Raw genomic sequence first — 17,725 nt, forward strand, 5'->3', positions numbered from 1 at the left:
CCGGCGACGGGCCGGGCCGGGACCGCTAGGGTCGTGGCGTGACCACGGATCCGCTTCTGCTGACCGGCGAGGTGGCCGCCGCCACCGACCGGTTGCTCCGTACCGCTGAGGGGCTGGACGCCGCGGACCTCGCGGCGCCCTCCCTGTTGCCCGGTTGGACCCGCGGCCACGTGCTGGCCCACCTGGCCCGCAACGCCGACGGCTTCGTCAACCTGCTCACCTCCGCCCGTACCGGCGAGCGGATCCCGATGTACGCCAGCATCGCGGCCCGCAGCGCCGACATCGAGGCCGGCGCCGCCCGGCCGGTGGCCGCGCACCTCGACGACCTGCACCGCTCCGCCGAGCGGTTCACCGAGGCCGTGGCCGCGATGCCGGTCGAGGCGTGGGCGGCCACCGTGGAGACCCGGCGCGGGCCGTGGCAGGCGGCGCTGCTGGTCTGGGGCCGGCTGCGCGAGCTGGAGGTGCACCACGTCGACCTGGCCGCCGGCTATCGGCCGGCCGACTGGCCGGCCGCGTTCGCCCAGCACCTGCTGCACGAGGTCGGCGCCGGCCTCGCCGCCCGCGACGACGCGCCGCCGATGGTGCTGCACCCCGACGACGGCCCGCAGGAGTTCATCGTCGGCGACCCCGAGCGCGCGCCCCGGATCGCCGGTCCCGCCGCCGAGCTGGCCGCCTGGTTGATCGGCCGCAGCAGCGGCGACCCGCTGACCGTCACCCCGGACGGTCACCTGCCGACTCCACCGGAATGGATATAGACACCGTCATGAGCTACACCGGAGACGTCACGCCCGGCGGCCCGCCCGCCGTCCGGGAGCTGGACCGGCTCACCGTCACCAAGCTGTCGGTCGGCCCGATGGACAACAACGCCTACCTGCTGCGCTGCCGGGAAACCGGCGAGCAGGTGCTGATCGACGCCGCGAACGAGGCGCCCCGGCTGCTCGACCTGGTCGGCGACGGTGGCCTGTCCAGCGTGGTCACCACCCACCGCCACATGGACCACTGGGTCGCCTTGGAGGAGGTGGCCGCCAAGACCGGCGCCCGCGTCCTGGCGCACGCCGACGACGCCGAGGGCCTGCCGATCGCCGCGGAGACGCTCACCGACGGCGACACGGTGGCGGTCGGCGACTGCGCGCTGGAGGTCGTGCACATCAAGGGGCACACTCCCGGCTCGATCGCGCTGCTCTACCGCGACCCGGCCGGCCCCCCGCACCTGTTCACCGGCGATTCCCTTTTCCCCGGCGGGGTGGGCAACACCGACAAGGACCCGGAGCGCTTCGCCCAGCTGATCGACGACGTCGAACACAAACTCTTCGACCGGCTGCCGGACGAGACCTGGTTCTACCCGGGTCACGGCCAGGACAGCACCCTCGGCGCGGAGCGGCCCTCGGTGCCGCAGTGGCGGGCCCGCGGCTGGTGAGCCGCCCGGCGTCGGTCAGCTTGGCTGACCGACGCCGGCCACCGCCCGCAGCCGGCGTCGGGCGCCGAACAGCATCGTCCCGGCCAGCAGCAGCCCGACCGCCATGGTGAACAGCATCGGGCTCCCCTCCCCCGGCAGCAGCCCGGCCAGCGACCGCGAGGCGGTGCCCAGCGCCAGGTAGAGACCGGCCCAGGCCACCGCGCCGGCGGTCGCCCAGCCGACGAACCGGCGGTACGACATCCGCAGCCCGCCGGCGGCCAGCGGCAGCAGCGCGTTGAAGACCGGCAGGAAGGGCGCGACCAGCACCATCCGCCCGCCACCGGAGCGCAGGATTCCCTCGGCGGCCGCCCAGCGGGCCTCGCCGATCCAGCCGCCGACGCGGCTGCGCCGCAGCCGGTCGCCGTACACCCGGCCGGCGAGGAAGCTCAGCGACCAGCCGGCGACGCAACCGCCGACGACCGCGCCGAGGGTGGCCGCGCCGGTCGTCGCGCCACCCGCCGCGCCGACGGCCGCGAGGATCGCTACGTCCCCGGGCACCAGCACCCCGAGCAGCGGTACGGCGTCCAGGAGCATGACCAGCCCCAGCACTCCCATCAGGAGGGTGACCGGCAACTCCCCGACCTGCGCCAACGAATCCAGCATGGGATGAACCTATGGCCGGGGGTGTCCCCGCCACATCGGGTCCGGCCCCCCACCACCCCCTGAACCCGGGCTCGGGGTCACCCCTGAGCGGGTCAGCGCGGCCGGAGCACCTGCACCTGGCGTACCAGGCCGTCGACCTGGGGTTCGGTGGTCGGCACCGGGTACCGGGCGACGACCTCCAGCGCGCCGGCCGGCAGGTGTCCCCGATCGGGGTCGCCGACCAGCACCTGCGCCCCGGCGGCGGCGGCGCGGCGCAGGAAGGGCAGCACCCGCTCGGCCAGCTCCGCGTCGTAGAGCACGTCGCCGGCGAGCAGCAGGTCCGCCCCGTCGGCGTCGCCGTCGAGCAGGTCGCTCCCGGTGGTGACGACCGCCACCCGGTTGGCCCGGGCGTTGACCGTCACCGCGGCCACCGCCCAGGGGTCGACGTCGTTGGCGACGACCCGTCCGGCGCCGGCCAGCGCGGCGGCGATGGCCACCAGCCCCGAGCCGGCGGCGAGGTCGAGCACCCGGCGCCCCGCGACCAGCTCCGGGTGGTCGAGCAGGTACCGGGCGAGCGCCTGCCCGCCGGCCCAGGCCGAGGCCCAGTACGGGGGCGCCAGGGTGTGACCGGCGGCGGCCTCCATCCGGGCCCACCAGACGATGGCGTCCTCGGCGAGGTGCAGCCGCACCTCGGGCACGAACGGGGTGGGGACCAGCCGGAGGCGGTCCAGGCCGTCGCCCGGGGCGTCGATCTCGTGTTCCAGGACGGTCAACGCTGTTGTACTGGGTGCGGTCACCGGTCGAGCATGCCGGAGCCGGGTAGAGGCCGGGCCGGTTTTGCTACGCGACCCGCGACACGTTTTCCGTTGACCTCTCTACGGCACTTCGGCGCGCAAACCGGCGGTCCGCCGGTTACTGTCGAGGAGGTACAGGGCGACCGTCCCGTGGACGCGGAGGGTCACCCGTCTTGAACAGGGAGAGATGCATGGCAACCGGCACGGTCAAGTGGTTCAACTCGGAAAAGGGCTTCGGCTTCATCGAGCAGGACGGCGGAGGTCCGGACGTGTTCGTCCACTACTCGGCCATCGCGACGAGTGGTTACCGGGAACTGAACGAGGGCCAGAAGGTCGAGTTCGAGGTGACCCAGGGGCAGAAGGGGCCGCAGGCGGACAACGTCCGCCCGATGTAGTTCCGTGCCGGTGGCGGCGGTCGTTCCCGACCGCCGCCGCTGCGCGTCTCAGGCCGCGTGGGCGGCCGTCGGCAGGTCCCGCCGTAGCCGGATCGGGCCGACCAGCAGGATCAGCGGGGTCAGCGCCAGCCACCCGGTCATCACCAGGATGGCCCGGTGCGGGCCGTACCCGGCGCCGATGGCGCCGGCGAGCACGGCGGCCAGCGGAATGGTCCCGTAGTTGAGCAGCTGCCCGCTCACCGTCACCCGGCCCAGCAGGTGGTGCGGGGTGTACGTCTGCCGGAAGCTGCCCTTGACGACGTTCCCGATCGCCACCCCGAAGCTCACCAGGATTCCGCCCAGCGCGAGCCAGACCAGCCGCGCGCCGGGCCCGGCGAGCGGGATGAGCAGGGCGGGCGGCCCGGTAAGCGCGCCGGCCAGCAGCAGTGCCCGACCGGTGCCGATCCGCCGGGCGACGGTCGTGGCAGCCACCGCCCCGACCACCCCGCCGAGGCTGGTGACGGCGACCAGCGTGCCGACCGGCCCGGGTGCCAGCCCGACGTCGCGGACCAGGAAGACCACCAGCACCGCCTGGTAGCCGATCAGCCCGACGTTGCTGGCGGCGCCGAAGGCGGTGAGCACCCGCAGGTACGGGTCGCGCGCGACGAACCGCAGTCCTTCGGTGATCTCCCGGCGCAACGAGGTGGACCGCTCGCGCGGGGCCGGCCCCGGCTCGACCGCCCGGATCCGCCACAGGCACCACGCCGAGACCAGGAAGCTGACCGCGTCCACCAGCAGCGCGGCGACCGCGCCGGCGAGCTGGGCGATCAGGCCGGCCAGCCCGGGCCCGACCACGTAACTGGCGGTCTGGGTGGTCTGGAGCCGGGCGTTGCCCGCCGGCACCTGCTCGGGGCGGAGCAGCACGGGCAGGTAGACCTGGTCGGCGGTCTCGAAGAAGACCCGGGCGGCGCCGGCGACGAGCGCCACAGCCAGCAGCTGGCCCATGGTGAGCACGCCGAGCGCCGCGGCCACCGGGACGCTGAGGAACAGCAGCGCCGACAGCAGGTCGCAGATGATCATCACCGGGCGGCGCCGCAGCCGGTCCACCCAGGCTCCGGCGGGCAGGCCGACCAGCAGCCAGGGCAGCCAGGCGGCGGCGGTGAGCACCGCCGCAGCGAACGGGCCGGCGCCGAGGACCGCGACCGCCACCAGCGGCAGCGCGACCGCGGTGACGTTGCTGCCGACCGCGCTGACCGTCTGGGCGGCCCAGAGCAGGCGGAAGTCACGGTGCCCCGAGAGCCCGCCCGGCCCCCGGGCCGGGGCGACGGTCGGCCGGGTGAGGGTCACGGCTGGGCCGGGACGCCGTAGGCGAAGAGGAAGACCGGTTGCCGGTCCCGGCCGTCGTCCGGGATCTCGCGGTCGCCCCAGCGGGCCAGCAGGTCGATCACCTCGCGGCCGAGTTCGGCCAGCTCCTCAGGGGTGAGCCGCAGCCAGCGGTCGGTGGAGAAGGGCCCGTCGCCCCAGGCGGCCTGCGCGGACTCGTCCGCCGCGTGCCAGGCCCGGGCCAGCGCGACGTGCCGGTCGAGGTTGAGCGAGGTGGCCGCGTCGGCGACCGCGCGGGCCGCGGGGTCGGCGTCGAAGTCGGTGTTGGACCAGCGGACCCCGCGGGTGACCAGCCGCCACCACCGTTCCCGGCGGTCCCGGGCCCGCTCGGGCGCCTCGACGACCAGCTCGGCCGCGGCCAGCACCCTGAGGTGGTGGCTGACGTTGGCCGGCGCCTGGTCGGTGCGCTCGGCCAGCATGCCGACGGTGGACGGACCGTCGACCTTGAGCACGTCCATCAGTCGGCGGCGTAGCGGGTGGGACATCGCGGCGAGCACCCGCGAGTCGGTGACCTGGCGTACGTCGGGGGTTTCCACGCCGACAGCCTGACATCCGCAACACCTATTCCGCAAGAGATATTGCGGAATAGGTGTTGCGGAACCCGGTCAGGCCGCCAGACGGTTGGCGAGTTCGTCGGCGACCTGCTTGGCGATGGTCGGCGGGATGGCCGCGGCGATCTTCTCCGGGGTGAGCCCGGCCAGCACGCCGGTGATGATCGCCTGCTCGTCGGTGAAGTCCTTGTTCGCCAGCGCGGCGAGTGCCGTCTGGAGGGCGGTGAGCTGCGCACCGAGGGACTTCAGGGTCGGGTGCGTTACGACGAAGTCGGGGTTGGTGTGGTCCTCGCCCATCGCCATCCGGGTGTAGATCTGACCCACCGGGTTCCGCCCGTCCAGGACGGTCAGGTTGCGGTGGACGGTCTGCAGCCAGCTGTGCTCTTCGGGGGTCATGTCGGGGCCTTCCAGGAGTCCGATGGAGGTCAGGTAGCGCCGGAACAGCGGGGTCTGGTCCCGTCCGGCCTTGGTCGAGTCGCGAAAGAAGCTGAAGTGGGTGTGGTAGAGGTGCGAGTCGTCGCCGGTGGTGCGCCTGCCCAGCCGGTCCCACCGCCGCACGGTCACCCCGTCCGGGGAGTAGATGATCGAGCGGAGGTCCCGGCTGTCCGAGGTGTTCGCCCGGCACTGTGCGACGCACCAGTTCGAGAACGTCCGCAGGTTGTGCGTCGCACCGTTGGATCGCACCGTGAAGGTGCCGACGTCGAGCGCGGAGGCGTAGAGGGTGAGGCCGTTGGTGTCCCGTGGGGACTCCACCACCGAGTAGTCGTTGGTCACCACCCGGTCCGATCCACAGTGGTAGCCGCCGCGGTGGGCCGAGTCGCCGACGATCCCCACCGAGGCGGGGTCGAGGTTGGGCAGGTGGTCGAGGAGCAGCCGGCGGACGGCCAGCAGGTTGGCCGGGGCCGTGGTCATGGGGTCCCCCTTCCATCGGGCGGGGGTCAGGGCGCGACGGTGACTCCGCGTATGCGGGCGTCAATCCGGGAGCGGACCCGACCGGAGGATGCACGTCGTCGGGCGTCGATTGAACGATAACCGTCGACGCCGGAGAAACCCCAGTTCAGCGGGCATCTGTTCAGATAGGTTCAAGCTGTGGATCCGCTGGGAGCAGCGACGGCTCACCATGGACGGATGCGCACGGTATCCGGCCAGCCGGCGCGGAGAGTGACGGCGGCGCGGAGCGGTTCACGGGCGCAGGTCGGCCGGCTACCGAGGGCGGGGCGGCCCGGACGAGCCGGCCCGGCACGGGTCAGTCCGCGGTCCGCCGGGGCGGTTCCGGGCGGGCGGCGCGCACGGCGTCCCGGTGTTCACGCACCGACCCGCTCATCGCCGCCATGAAGCGGTGGACCACCTCGAGCTCGCCGTCGGTGAAGTCGGCCATCACCCGGTCGGTCCGCGCACCCAGCGGCTGGAAGAACTCCATCGCCAGGGCGGCGCCCCGGTCGGCGTAGTGCAGCAGCACCTTGCGCCGGTCGACGGTGTCCCGGTCGCGCCGGATGTGCCCGGCCCGCTCCAGCCGGTCGATCAGGGCGGTCACCGACCCGGAGGAGAGATTGAGCTGCTCCCCCAGCCGGCCGGGGGTGATCGGGTCCTCGGCCAGCTCGGCGTCCATCACAGCGATGAGGGCCTGCAGGTCGGTGGCGTTGAGGCCGTGCAGGTTGGCGAAGGCATGCCCGACGTGCTGGGCGTCCGACGAGTAGCGGCGCAGGTCGTTGGTGATGTCCGCGATCATCCGCCCGCGCCGGTCCGTCCGCCGCCGATACATGCCGTGTGCTGCCACGTCTCGTCGATTCCCCCTGTCGAACGGGCCGGGTTGCAGCATAGAACGTCCGCTTAAATCTCGCCTATCAAGATGCTCGTTCTTCGAGTTGCCACGATACTCTTGATGAGCAAAACTCTTGGCAGTCGAGATTTTACCGTCGAAGGACCGTGAGGGCATCCGATGTCTGTGTTCACCCGCGTAGCCCGCGGCCGGCTCGCCGCGTGGCTCACCGTGGTCGCCGCGATCGGAGTCGGCGCGGCCGTCTTCGGGCTCCCCAGGCCCGACAACCCGGCGCCCGTGTCGGCCACCGGCCTCTCCGTCGAGTGGCAGTCGACCCAGGTCGAACGCCTCCAGGAACAACTGCCGTCCAGGGACGTCCAGCCGGCCATCGTGGTGGTCAGCCGCGACGACCGGGCGGCGCTCACCGAGCCCGACCGGGCGGCGCTCACCGGCGCCACCGCCGGGCTGGGCCGGTTCGCCGTCGGCGGCCGGGTCAGCCCTCCGCAGGTCTCCCCGGACGGCGCGGTCGCGCTGGTCGCCGTGCCGCTCTCCACCGCCGGCGGCCAGGGCCAGGTCGCCGAGACCGTCGACCAGCTCCGCGGCTCCCTGGCCGACCTGCCCGACGACCTCACCGTCGAGGTGACCGGCGGGCCCGCCTTCACCGCCGACCTCACCAAGGTCTTCGAGGGCGCCGACACCACCCTGCTGCTGGTCACCGCCGGCGTCGTGGCGCTGCTGCTGCTGATCACCTACCGCAGCCCGTTCCTCTGGATCGTGCCGCTGGTCGTCGTCGCGGCGACCGAGCAGCTCACCCTGCGCGCGGTGGACACCATCGTCCCGGCCGTCGGCATCAACCTCCAGGAGGGCGCGGTCACCGGCATCGCCAGCGTTCTGGTCTTCGGCGCCGCCACCGACTACGCCCTGCTGCTCATCGCCCGCTACCGCGAGGAACTGCACCGTGAGCAGGACCGGTTCGTCGCGATGCGGGCGGCCCTGCGGCGGACCGCCGAGCCCATCCTCGCCAGCGGCGTCACCGTGGTCCTCGGCGTGCTCACCCTGCTGCTGTCCGAGCAGGAGACGAATCGGGCGCTCGCCGTGGCCTGCGCCACCGGCGTGGTGTTCGCCATGCTCTCCGCGCTCTTCGTCCTGCCCGCCGCGCTGGTGATCTTCGGACGCGGACTGTTCTGGCCGTTCGTACCCAAGGTCGGCGAGACCGCCCGCGAGGGCCGGCTCTGGGGCCGGCTCGGCGGGGCCGTGATCCGTCGCCCGGCGCCGGTCGCGGCGCTGGCCACCCTGCTGCTCGCCGCCCTCGCCCTCGGCGGCCTCGGCATCCGCACCGGCCTGTCCGAGACCGAGCAGTTCCGGGCGAAGCCGGAGGCGGTGACCGGCGCGCAGACCCTCGCCCAGGCGTTCCCCGCCGGGACCACCCAGCCGGTCGCCGTGCTGACCAACCCCGCCGCGGTGTCGGCGGTGACCCGGGCCGCGACGGCCGTCCCCGGTGTCGCCTCCGCCCGACCCGGCGACGCGGGCCAGGCGGTCGCCCAGGTCGACGTGGTGTTGGAGGCCGAGCCGGGCACGCCGGCCTCGGACCGGGCGATCAAGGCGCTGCGCGACGCGGTCGCCGCCGTACCCGACTCCGTCCCGCCCGCGGTCGACGGCGCGGACGACGTCGACGGCGCCGTGGTCGGTGGCAACATCGCCGCCGCCTACGACACCGACGAGGCCAACGGGAAGGACCAGCGGCTCATCCTGCCGATCATCCTGCTGCTCGTCGGCGCGGTGCTGGTCCTGCTGCTGCGCGGCCTGCTCGCCCCGCTCCTGCTGGTGCTCACCGTGATCGCGTCCTTCTTCGCCAGCCTGGGCGCCGCGTGGCTGCTCTTCGACCACGTGCTCGACTTCCCGGCGCTGGACAGCGGCGTGCTGCTGCTCGCGTTCGTGTTCCTGGTCGCCCTCGGCGTGGACTACAACATCTTCCTGGTCACCCGGGCCCGCGAGGACGCGCGCCGGGTGGGCACCCGGGACGGGATACTCTCCGCCCTGCGGGTGACCGGTGGCGTCATCACCAGCGCGGGTGTGCTGCTCGCGGCGGTGTTCGCGGTGCTCGGGGTGCTGCCGCTGATCACGCTGACCCAGATCGGGATCATCGTCTGCATCGGTGTCCTGCTGGACACGCTGCTGGTGCGCACGGTGCTGGTGCCGGCGCTGGCGTTCCTCCTCGGCGACCGGTTCTGGTGGCCGGGGCGGGTTGCCCGGCAGCCCGCCGGGGAGCCCTCGGCCGAGCGGGAGCCGGTCGCCGCCGGGCACTGACCGACGGGAGAGCCGGCGACGGGGGCCGGGGCGGCGACGCCCCCGGCCCCCGTCCGTCGTCACCGGTCCGGCGAGCCGTCCTCGGCGCCCACCGCCCGGTCCCGGGTCGCCCAGGCGACCACGAACACCACCGTCCAGCCCACCCCGAGCAGCACCGACGTCGCCGTCCCGCTGGCCGTGCTCCATCCCAGGTAGAGGCGGGCCCCGCCACACACCGCGATGCCCGCAGCCGCCACCGTCCAGGCCGCCACCGCGACCGGCCAGCGGGCGTCGCGGGACAGCAGCCAGGCGAGGGTGCAGAGGCTCGCCGCCACCACCGCGTTCTGGGTCGGAAAGACCACAGCGGCCGGCGCCGGCACGGTCACGTCGGCTACCACGGCCAGCACCACCAGCGGCAGGAACGCGCCGACGGTGCCGAAGACGCTGAGCAGGTCGGCCCGCCAGGGCCGGGTCCGCCAGGCGAGGACGGCGGCCACCACCGCCACCAGCCCGATCAGGAACGAGGCCCGCAGCACCGAGACCGTCGCCAGCGCGACGTCCACCGCACCGGGCGTACGCCGCTGCGCGAACCAGTCGGCGATCGCCCCGTCGACCACCACCAGCCCGCTCCACCGGACCACCGTTCCGAACAGCCAGGCGACGGCGAACCCGGCGGCGAAGAGCAGGCCCAGGCCGGCCGCCAGGTTGAGCAGCAGCGCCCCGCCCGGCCCGGCGCGCATGGCGATCAGGAAGAAGAGGATCCCGTACCGGCCGGTGACCCAGCGCACCGGCGGCAGCGCGGCGGCCCGGCCGAGCAGCGCGCGTACCGGATCGGGGTTGCGGCCCAGCCAGCGCCCGACCAGCACGATCCCCGCCAGCACCACCAGCAGCACCAGCACCGCGCCGGTGGCGCGGCCGAGCAGCCGGGAGACCGTCTCGTACGACTCGCCGGCCAGGTTGCCCAGCAGCACCGAGCCGCCGACCCAGCTCACCACCCCCGCCAGGTTCCAGGGCGCGAACCGCCGGTACGGCATACCGGACGCGCCGGCCAGTCGGGGCACCAGGGTGCGGGCGAAGGCCACCCACCGGGCGGCGAACACCCCCCGCCCGCCGAGCCGGCCGAGCATCGCGTCGGCCCGGGCCAGGCGTTGCGGCCCGACCCGGACGCCCAGCCCGCCGGCCCGCAGCCGGGGGCCGCAGCGGCGGCCGGACCGGAACGCGAGTGTGTCTCCCATCACCGCGGCCCCCGCCATCACGAGCAGCGCCGGCACAAGCCGTAGCGTGGCCGCGTACGCTAGGAAGCCGACCAGCATCAGGGTCGCCTCGCCCGGCACCAGCAGACCGAAGATCACCGCGGTCTCCCCCGCGACGATTGTCGCGGCGATCACATAGATCAGCAGGGACGGCAGGCCCTGCAGCGAGGTCAGCAGGTCATGCATCCGGCCCTCATGAACATGGGGGCCAGCATGCCAGCCGCTGGAACGGTCGGAACAGCAGTTTCGGCAGAGATCCGGGCCATCTGGGGGTGACCCCGACACGTGCCCGGCAACCGTAGACAGGAGTATGGAGGGTATGCAGCTTCGCACCGACCTCCGCAACGTCGCCATCATCGCCCACGTCGACCACGGCAAGACGACCTTGGTCGACGCCATGTTGCGGCAGGCCGGCGCCTACGGCGCCCGCGGCGAGGACACCGAGCGGGTGATGGACTCGGGTGACCTGGAACGGGAAAAGGGCATCACCATCCTGGCCAAGAACACCGGCGTGCACTACCTGCCGGCCGACGGCTCCGACCCGGTGACCATCAACATCATCGACACCCCCGGCCACGCCGACTTCGGCGGCGAGGTCGAGCGCGGCCTGACCATGGTCGACGGCGTGGTGCTGCTGGTGGACGCCAGCGAGGGCCCGCTCCCGCAGACCCGCTTCGTGCTGCGCAAGGCGCTGCGCGCCCGGTTGCCGATCATCCTGGTCATCAACAAGGTGGACCGTCCGGACGCTCGGATCAAGGAGGTCGTGGACGACACCTACGAGCTCTTCCTCGACCTGGACGCCGACGAGGAGCAGATCGACTTCCCGATCGTCTACGCCTGCGCCCGCGACGGCATCGCCTCGCTGACCCAGCCGGTCGACGGCTCGGTGCCGAACGACAGCACCTCCCTGGAGCCGCTGTTCCGCACCCTGCTGGACAGCATCCCGCCGCCCGCCTACGAGGAGGGCGCGCCCCTGCAGGCGCACGTCACCAACCTCGACGCCTCGCCGTTCCTCGGCCGGCTGGCGCTGTGCCGGGTCCGCCAGGGCACCATCCGCAAGGGTGAGACCGTCGCCTGGTGCCGCACCGACGGCAGCACCCAGCGGGTCCGCATCTCCGAGCTGCTGATGACCGAGGGCCTGGAACGCAAGCCGGCCGACTCCGCCGGGCCGGGCGACATCATCGCGGTCGCCGGCATCCCCGAGATCATGATCGGTGAGACGCTGGCCGACGTCGAGAACCCCACGCCGCTGCCGCTGATCACCGTCGACGAGCCGGCCATCTCGATGACCATCGGCACCAACACCTCGCCGCTGGTCGGCCGGGTCAAGGGCTCCAAGGTCACCGCCCGGATGGTCAAGGACCGGCTCGACAAGGAACTGGTCGGCAACGTCTCGCTGCGGGTGCTGCCGACCGAGCGGCCGGACGCCTGGGAGGTCCAGGGTCGTGGCGAGCTGGCGCTGGCCATCCTGGTCGAGCAGATGCGTCGCGAGCAGTACGAGCTGACCGTCGGCAAGCCGCAGGTGGTCACCCGGGAGATCGACGGCAAGATCTGCGAGCCGGTGGAGCGGCTGACCATCGACGCCCCGGAGGAGTACCTGGGCGCGATCACGCAGCTGCTGGCGACCCGGAAGGGCCGGATGGAGCAGCTGGTCAACCACGGCACCGGGTGGATTCGGATGGAGTGGCTGGTTCCGGCGCGCGGCCTGATCGGCTTCCGCACCGAGTTCCTCACCGACACCCGGGGCACCGGCATCCTGCACCACGTCTTCGAGTCGTACGAGCCGTGGTTCGGCGAGCTGCGGACCCGGCAGAACGGGTCGCTGGTGGCCGACCGGGCGGGTGCGGTCACCTCGTTCGCGATGATCAACCTGCAGGAGCGTGGGCAGCTCTTCGTCGAGCCGACCACCGAGGTGTACGAGGGCATGATCGTCGGGGAGAACTCCCGCTCCGACGACATGGACGTCAACATCACCAAGGAGAAGAAGCTCACCAACATGCGGGCGTCGACCTCCGACGAGACCGAGAAGCTGATCCCGCCGCGCAAGCTCTCCCTGGAGCAGGCGCTGGAGTTCTGCCGCGAGGACGAGTGCGTCGAGGTCACCCCGTCCGCGGTGCGCATCCGCAAGGTGGTGCTGGACCAGACCACCCGTGGCCGGGCCGCCGCCCGCCGCAAGCACGCCGGCTGATCCACGGCCGCCCCGGAGCCCGGACCGCCCCGCGCGGTCCGGGCTCCGCCGTCTCCGGCAGGGGTACGCCCCGCGGCGCGCGTCGGCTACGGTCACCGGCATGACCTGGGATGATCTCGACGCCCACCTGGACCGGGTACCCGGCACCGTGTCGGCGTACGTGGGCCGGCTCGACGCCGCCCCGACCTGGACCCGGCTGCCCGACGCGACCCACTACGCGGCCAGCACGATGAAGGCGGCGGTGCTGCTCGCGCTCTACCGGGCCGCCGAGGCGGGCACCCTCGACCTGGACGCGCCGATGCCGGTGGTCAACGAGTTCGACTCGGCGCTGCCGGGCGCGCCCCGGTTCTGCTGCGACCGGAACTACGACAACGACGAGGCGGTCTGGGAGCGGGTGGGCGGCGTGGCCCCGCTGCGCTGGCTGGCCGATCGGATGATCACCCGGTCGAGCAACCTGGCCACCAACATCGTCATCGGCCGGGTCGGCCTGCCGGCGGTCGCGCAGGCGTGGGCGCTGGCCGGGGCCCGGCACAGCGCCACCGGGCGCGGCATCGAGGACTTCGCCGCCCGCGAGGCCGGCATCACCAACGTGGTCACCGCGGCCGACCTGGCCGCCCTGCTCGCCGGGCTGGCCACCGGCGCGCGCCGCCCCGGCCCGTTGGCCTCGCCGGCGGCCTGTGCGGCCATGGTGGACGTGCTGTTGGCCCAGGAGCACCGCGAGGACCTCGCCTCCGGGCTGCCGGAGGGCACCCGGATCGCGCACAAGAACGGCTGGGTACGCGGGGTCCGGCACGGCGCGGGCGTGGTCTTCCCGGCCGACGCCCCGCCATACGCCGTGGTGGTCTGCACGACCACCGACCTGGCCGACGGCGGCGCGAGCGGCGAGGAGGTCGAGGACGATGCCTGCCGGTTGATCGCCGACGTCTCGGCGGCGGTCTGGGCGGCCCGGCACGACCTGCGCGACTGAGGCGGGCGGGCCCGCCGGGTGGCGACGACACTGACCGGCCCGTCAGTTCAGCAGGTTCGCCCGCAGCGCGTCGCGCAGCTCGCCGGTGACCCCGAGCCCGTCACGCAGGTACGTGTCGAACGACCCGTGCACCCGGCGCACCTCGTCGTAGGCGGCGTCCAGGTACTCCGCCCGGACCTCCAGCACCGGGCGGACCGCCGCCGGGTCCAGCTCCGGCTGCCGGCGGACCATCGCGGCGAGCAGCACCTCACGCAGGCTCACGGTCAGCTCGTTGTGCCGCAGGTAGTCGGCCCGGATCGCGGCCGGCTCCACGCCCAGCGCGGTCAGCAGCACCACCGCCAGCCACCCCGTCCGGTCCTTGCCGGCCGAGCAGTGGAACAGCAACGGCAGGTTCGCCTCCTCCGCCGCCAGCCGCAGCGCCGTGCCGAACCCCTCCCGCGCCGACTCCCCGGTGACGAACCAGCGGTAGATCGCCGCCATCGCCGCCGGCGTGCCCTCCCGGGCCAGCTCGTCGTACGCGTCGAGGTCATGGCCGAGCAGCACCGCCGAGACGTACGTGAAGACGGGGTGCGCGGGGTCGTGCACCGGCAGGTGCACCACCCTCGGCTCCCCCACCAGCCGGTCCGCCGGGGCGACCTCCTGCTCGGAGGCGTCGCGCAGGTCCACCACGCAGGTCGGGGCGAGCTTGCCGAGCACCGGCAGGTCCTCCTCGACCAGCCGGCCCAGCGCCGGGGTCCGGATCAGCCGGCCCGCCCGCACCCGCCGCCCGTCCGCCGTGGGCAGGCCGCCCAGGTCACGCGCGTTCGGCGCGCCCACCAGTTCCCAGTCCCGCCCGGTCATCGACGTCCCCCTTCGGCCTAGTCCTGCGTATAGGGTGCCGCACATGACGATCGCCGCGGTACGCACCCACCGGCTTTCCGCCCCCTTACACACGCCGTTCGTCACCGCACTGCGCCGCACGACCACGGTGGACACCCTGGTCGTGGAGGTGATCGACTCCGACGGGCGGTCCGGCTTCGGCGAGGCGCCGCAGGTCTGGAAGGTGACCGGCGCGTCGGTGGCCGGCGCCGAGGCCTGCGTCCGCGACATGCTCGCTCCCGCGGTGGTCGGCCGGGACGCCGACGACCTGGTCGCCCGGTGCGCCGAGGTGCGGGACGCGGTCCCCGGCAACGAGTCGGCCCGGGCGGCGCTGGACGTCGCGCTGCACGACCTGGCGGCGCGACGGCTCGGCGTACCCCTGGTGCGGTTGCTCGGCGGGACAAGCCTGCGCGTCCCGACGGACGTCACCCTGGCCGCCGGTGACGCGGTGGAGCTGGCCGGGGCGGCCCGGCAGCGCCGCGCGGACGGCTTCGACGTGCTCAAACTCAAGGTCGGCACGGACGCCGCCGGCGACCTGGACCGGGTCCGCGCGGTCCGCGCGGCGGTCGGCCCGGGGGTACGGATCCGGCTGGACGCCAACCAGGGCTGGACGCCGCGCGAGGCGGTCCGGGTGATCCGGGGCATCGAGGATGCCGGGCTCGACGTCGAGCTGGTCGAGCAGCCGGTGGCCCGCTGGGACCTGGACGGCCTGGCCTGGGTCAGCGACCGGGTGCAGGTGCCGATCCTCGCCGACGAGTCGGTCTTCGGCGTCCGGGACCTGGTCGAGGTGATCCGCCGTCGGGCGGCCGACATGGTCAACGTCAAGCTGGCCAAGTGCGGCGGCCTGCACGCCGCCCGCACGCTGCTCGACCTGGCCCGTGAGCACGGCATGGGCACGATCGTCGGTTCGATGATGGAGAGCGCGGTCGGGGTGGGTGCGGCGGCCAGCCTGGTCGCCGCCCACCGCACCACCGCCGTGTCGGATCTGGACGCCGCCTGGTGGCTGGCCTGGTCGCCGGTACGCGGCGGGATCCGGTACGACGGCGCGACCGTGCTGCTGCCGGACGAGCCCGGGCTGGGCATCAGCGGTGTCGGTGAAACAAAGGTGCAGACCCGCACTTGAGTCCCGTTGGTTTCTTTCATAGGGTCCCGATAGGTGTCAGCGCGAACCGGAGGTCGACGTGGAGCTGCGAGCGGGCCGCGAGGCGGTCGTCCGGGTCGCCGTCGCGACCCTCTGGACCGACCCCGAGGCGGTACGGACGGTCGACCGCCCCGCGCTCGACACCCCCACCGACACCCCCGGCTGGGTCGCCGGCATGGACCGTGACCAGCAGGTCGGCGACTGCGTGCTGAGCCAGTTGCTGCTCGGCGAGCGGGTGCTGGTCACCGCGCTGCGCCCGGACGGCTGGGCGCACGTGGTCGCGGTCGAACAGCCCGCGCCACGGCTCGATCCGCGCGGCTACCCCGGCTGGCTGCCCGTCGCGCAGCTCGCCCCGCAGCAGGCTCCCACCGCCGACCCGCTGGTGGTGGACGCCACCGTGACCGCGCTGCACGCCACGCCGGACGGCCCGGTGGCACTGCCCGGCGTCGTCCTCGGCACCCGCCTCGCCCCGGCCGGCGCGGCCGTCGACGGGTGGTGCCCGGTGCGGGCGCCCGGCCACCCGGACCCGCTCTGGGTGCCGGAGGCGGACGTCGTCCCGCTGCCCACCACCCCACCACCGGCCGGCGAAGTTCTTCGGCTGGCCGAGCGGCTGCGCGACGTGGTCTACGTCTGGGGTGGCCTCTCCGGCCACGGCATCGACTGCTCCGGCCTGGTGCACCTGGTCTGGCGGCGGTACGGCGTGACGCTGCCCCGCGACGCCGGCGACCAGGCGGCGGCGACCAGCCCGGTGCCCGCGGGCGAGGAACGCCCCGGGGACCTCTACTTCTTCGCCCGCCCCGGCCGGGGCATCCACCACGTCGGGATGGTCACCGACGGCGCCGCCGACCGCCGGATGCTGCACGCCTGCTACCGGGAGCGCCGGGTGCTGGAGGAGGCGCTTCCGGCCGACAGGCTGGCCACCCTCGTCGGCGCGCACCGCGTCTGACCCGGTACGACGACGGCGCCCCCGGTGACCGGAGGCGCCGTCGTCGTCGGTGGGTGGGTCAGCGCCGGGCTTCGGCCAGCTCCCGCCGCCGGTCCCGGGACGACTTGACCAGGCTCGCTACGGTGGCCACGGCGAGGGTGCCGAGGATGACCAGCAGGGACAGCCAGATCGGGATGTGCGGGGCCCAGGCGACGTGCTCGCCGCCGTTGATGAACGGCAGGTTGTTGTCGGCCAGCGCCTCCAGCACCAGCTTCACGCCGATGAAGCCGAGCACCACGGCCAGGCCGTAGCTGAGGTAGATCAGCCGGTCCAGCAGGCCGCCGAGCAGGAAGTAGAGCTGGCGCAGGCCCATCAGCGCGAAGACGTTCGCGGTGAAGACCAGGTACGGCTCCTGGGTGATCCCGAAGATCGCCGGAATGGAGTCCAGCGCGAAGATCAGGTCGGTGGTGCCGATCGCGATCATCACGATCAGCATCGGGGTGAAGAGCCGCTTGCCGGCCTGGTGGGTGGTCAGCTTGGCGCCGTCGTAGTCCCGGGAGATCGGCAACGCCTTGCGGCTCCACCGGATGAGGAGGTTCTCCTTGAACTCGTCCTCGTCCGGCTCACCTTGGCGGGCCAGGTTGACCGCGGTGTAGATCAGGAACGCGCCGAAGATGTAGAAGACCCAGGAGAACTGGGAGATCAACGCGGCGCCGGCGGCGATGAAGCCACCGCGCATGACCAGGGCCAGCACAATGCCGATGAGCAGCACCTTCTGCTGGTACTTCCGGGGCACCCCGAACCGGGCCATGATGATCACGAAGACGAAGAGGTTGTCCACCGAGAGGCTGTACTCGGTGAGCCACCCCGTGTAGAACTGGCCGGCCACGCTGGCGCCGGAGGCGAGCCAGAGGCCCACGCCGAAGAGCAGGGCCAGGCCGACGTAGAAGCTGACCCAGAGGCTCGACTCACGGATGCTGGGTTCGTGCGGACGCCGCCCCACGATGAAGAGGTCGATGAGCAGCATCGCCGTCATCGCGACGAGCGTTCCCGCCCACACCATTCCGGACACGTTCAATTCCATTCCTCCGGCAGACACGCGGCGTCGGGCACACCGTACGCCGAGTGACGGCGGGGTGGGCGGCGACGGAAGCTGTGGTGACTGTCGGAGGTCTCTTCCGCCAACGACCCGCGGGCGGGGCGTTGAC

17 protein-coding genes are annotated in these 17,725 nt (G+C 73.3%); 8 read left to right on the forward strand and 9 right to left on the reverse strand.

Annotated features, from left to right (window positions below):
* The first annotated feature begins 38 nt into the window (after positions 1–38).
* Together AC5RWQ_RS22310 and AC5RWQ_RS22315 are read left to right on the forward strand one after the other, a co-directional pair.
* Complete coding sequence (locus tag AC5RWQ_RS22310) at positions 39–755, forward strand: maleylpyruvate isomerase family mycothiol-dependent enzyme (RefSeq protein WP_494284627.1); 717 nt, start codon at positions 39–41, stop codon at positions 753–755.
* Between the two features lie 8 nt (positions 756–763).
* Positions 764–1,417, forward strand: a complete 654-nt coding sequence (locus tag AC5RWQ_RS22315) for an MBL fold metallo-hydrolase (protein WP_494284628.1) — start codon at positions 764–766, stop codon at positions 1,415–1,417.
* Between the two features lie 15 nt (positions 1,418–1,432).
* Here AC5RWQ_RS22315 and AC5RWQ_RS22320 read toward each other — a convergent pair whose 3' ends face one another.
* A complete protein-coding gene (locus tag AC5RWQ_RS22320) occupies positions 1,433–2,059 on the reverse strand; it encodes a DedA family protein (RefSeq protein ID WP_494284629.1) in 627 nt (208 codons plus the stop codon).
* A 92-nt stretch (positions 2,060–2,151) separates the two neighbouring features.
* Positions 2,152–2,835 (reverse strand): class I SAM-dependent methyltransferase, encoded by a 684-nt coding sequence (locus tag AC5RWQ_RS22325; RefSeq protein WP_494284630.1) that lies wholly within the window; start codon positions 2,833–2,835, stop codon positions 2,152–2,154.
* Between the two features lie 188 nt (positions 2,836–3,023).
* On the opposite strand from AC5RWQ_RS22325, the gene AC5RWQ_RS22330 reads away from it, so the two are divergent.
* Positions 3,024–3,227 (forward strand): cold-shock protein, encoded by a 204-nt coding sequence (locus tag AC5RWQ_RS22330; protein ID WP_007072071.1) that lies wholly within the window; start codon positions 3,024–3,026, stop codon positions 3,225–3,227.
* Between the two features lie 48 nt (positions 3,228–3,275).
* Here the strand turns inward: AC5RWQ_RS22330 and AC5RWQ_RS22335 are convergent, their stop codons facing one another.
* The 4 genes from AC5RWQ_RS22335 to AC5RWQ_RS22350 all read right to left on the reverse strand — a co-directional run bounded on the left by AC5RWQ_RS22335 (position 3,276) and on the right by AC5RWQ_RS22350 (position 6,902).
* Positions 3,276–4,553, reverse strand: coding sequence for an MFS transporter (locus tag AC5RWQ_RS22335; protein WP_494284631.1), 1,278 nt, complete (start codon positions 4,551–4,553; stop codon positions 3,276–3,278).
* Complete coding sequence (locus AC5RWQ_RS22340; protein ID WP_334486071.1) at positions 4,550–5,125, reverse strand: ArsR/SmtB family transcription factor; 576 nt, start codon at positions 5,123–5,125, stop codon at positions 4,550–4,552. The genes AC5RWQ_RS22335 and AC5RWQ_RS22340 overlap by 4 nt, the downstream gene beginning before the upstream one ends.
* A 69-nt stretch (positions 5,126–5,194) precedes the next feature.
* A complete protein-coding gene (locus AC5RWQ_RS22345) occupies positions 5,195–6,052 on the reverse strand; it encodes a hypothetical protein (RefSeq protein ID WP_494284632.1) in 858 nt (285 codons plus the stop codon).
* Positions 6,053–6,386: 334 nt separating this feature from the next.
* Complete coding sequence (locus AC5RWQ_RS22350; protein WP_494284633.1) at positions 6,387–6,902, reverse strand: MarR family winged helix-turn-helix transcriptional regulator; 516 nt, start codon at positions 6,900–6,902, stop codon at positions 6,387–6,389.
* Between the two features lie 177 nt (positions 6,903–7,079).
* Between AC5RWQ_RS22350 and AC5RWQ_RS22355 the strand changes: the two genes are divergently transcribed.
* Positions 7,080–9,206 carry an MMPL family transporter gene (locus AC5RWQ_RS22355; protein ID WP_494284634.1) on the forward strand — a complete coding sequence of 709 codons (2,127 nt, stop codon included), beginning with the start codon at positions 7,080–7,082 and terminating at the stop codon, positions 9,204–9,206.
* 59 nt (positions 9,207–9,265) lie between these two features.
* Here AC5RWQ_RS22355 and AC5RWQ_RS22360 read toward each other — a convergent pair whose 3' ends face one another.
* Positions 9,266–10,624, reverse strand: coding sequence for a DedA family protein (locus AC5RWQ_RS22360; protein ID WP_494284635.1), 1,359 nt, complete (start codon positions 10,622–10,624; stop codon positions 9,266–9,268).
* Between the two features lie 133 nt (positions 10,625–10,757).
* On the opposite strand from AC5RWQ_RS22360, the gene typA reads away from it, so the two are divergent.
* Entirely contained in the window at positions 10,758–12,626 is a 1,869-nt protein-coding gene (typA, locus tag AC5RWQ_RS22365; protein WP_494284636.1) for a translational GTPase TypA, read from the forward strand.
* A gap of 100 nt (positions 12,627–12,726) precedes the next feature.
* Positions 12,727–13,593 carry a serine hydrolase gene (locus tag AC5RWQ_RS22370; protein WP_494284637.1) on the forward strand — a complete coding sequence of 289 codons (867 nt, stop codon included), beginning with the start codon at positions 12,727–12,729 and terminating at the stop codon, positions 13,591–13,593.
* A 42-nt stretch (positions 13,594–13,635) separates the two neighbouring features.
* Here AC5RWQ_RS22370 and AC5RWQ_RS22375 read toward each other — a convergent pair whose 3' ends face one another.
* The gene (locus tag AC5RWQ_RS22375; RefSeq protein ID WP_494284638.1) at positions 13,636–14,433 is read right to left on the reverse strand and encodes a tyrosine-protein phosphatase; all 798 of its coding nucleotides are present in this window, start codon (positions 14,431–14,433) and stop codon (positions 13,636–13,638) included.
* A 43-nt stretch (positions 14,434–14,476) separates the two neighbouring features.
* Here AC5RWQ_RS22375 and AC5RWQ_RS22380 point away from each other — a divergent pair, with 43 nt between their 5' ends.
* Positions 14,477–15,574 (forward strand): mandelate racemase/muconate lactonizing enzyme family protein, encoded by a 1,098-nt coding sequence (locus tag AC5RWQ_RS22380; protein ID WP_494284639.1) that lies wholly within the window; start codon positions 14,477–14,479, stop codon positions 15,572–15,574.
* 58 nt (positions 15,575–15,632) lie between these two features.
* Positions 15,633–16,538, forward strand: coding sequence for a C40 family peptidase (locus AC5RWQ_RS22385; RefSeq protein ID WP_494284640.1), 906 nt, complete (start codon positions 15,633–15,635; stop codon positions 16,536–16,538).
* Positions 16,539–16,596: 58 nt separating this feature from the next.
* Here the strand turns inward: AC5RWQ_RS22385 and AC5RWQ_RS22390 are convergent, their stop codons facing one another.
* Positions 16,597–17,595 (reverse strand): TerC family protein, encoded by a 999-nt coding sequence (locus tag AC5RWQ_RS22390; protein ID WP_494284641.1) that lies wholly within the window; start codon positions 17,593–17,595, stop codon positions 16,597–16,599.
* Between the last annotated feature and the right edge of the window lie 130 nt (positions 17,596–17,725).

It is taken from the genome of Micromonospora sp. BS32, from assembly GCF_059089345.1.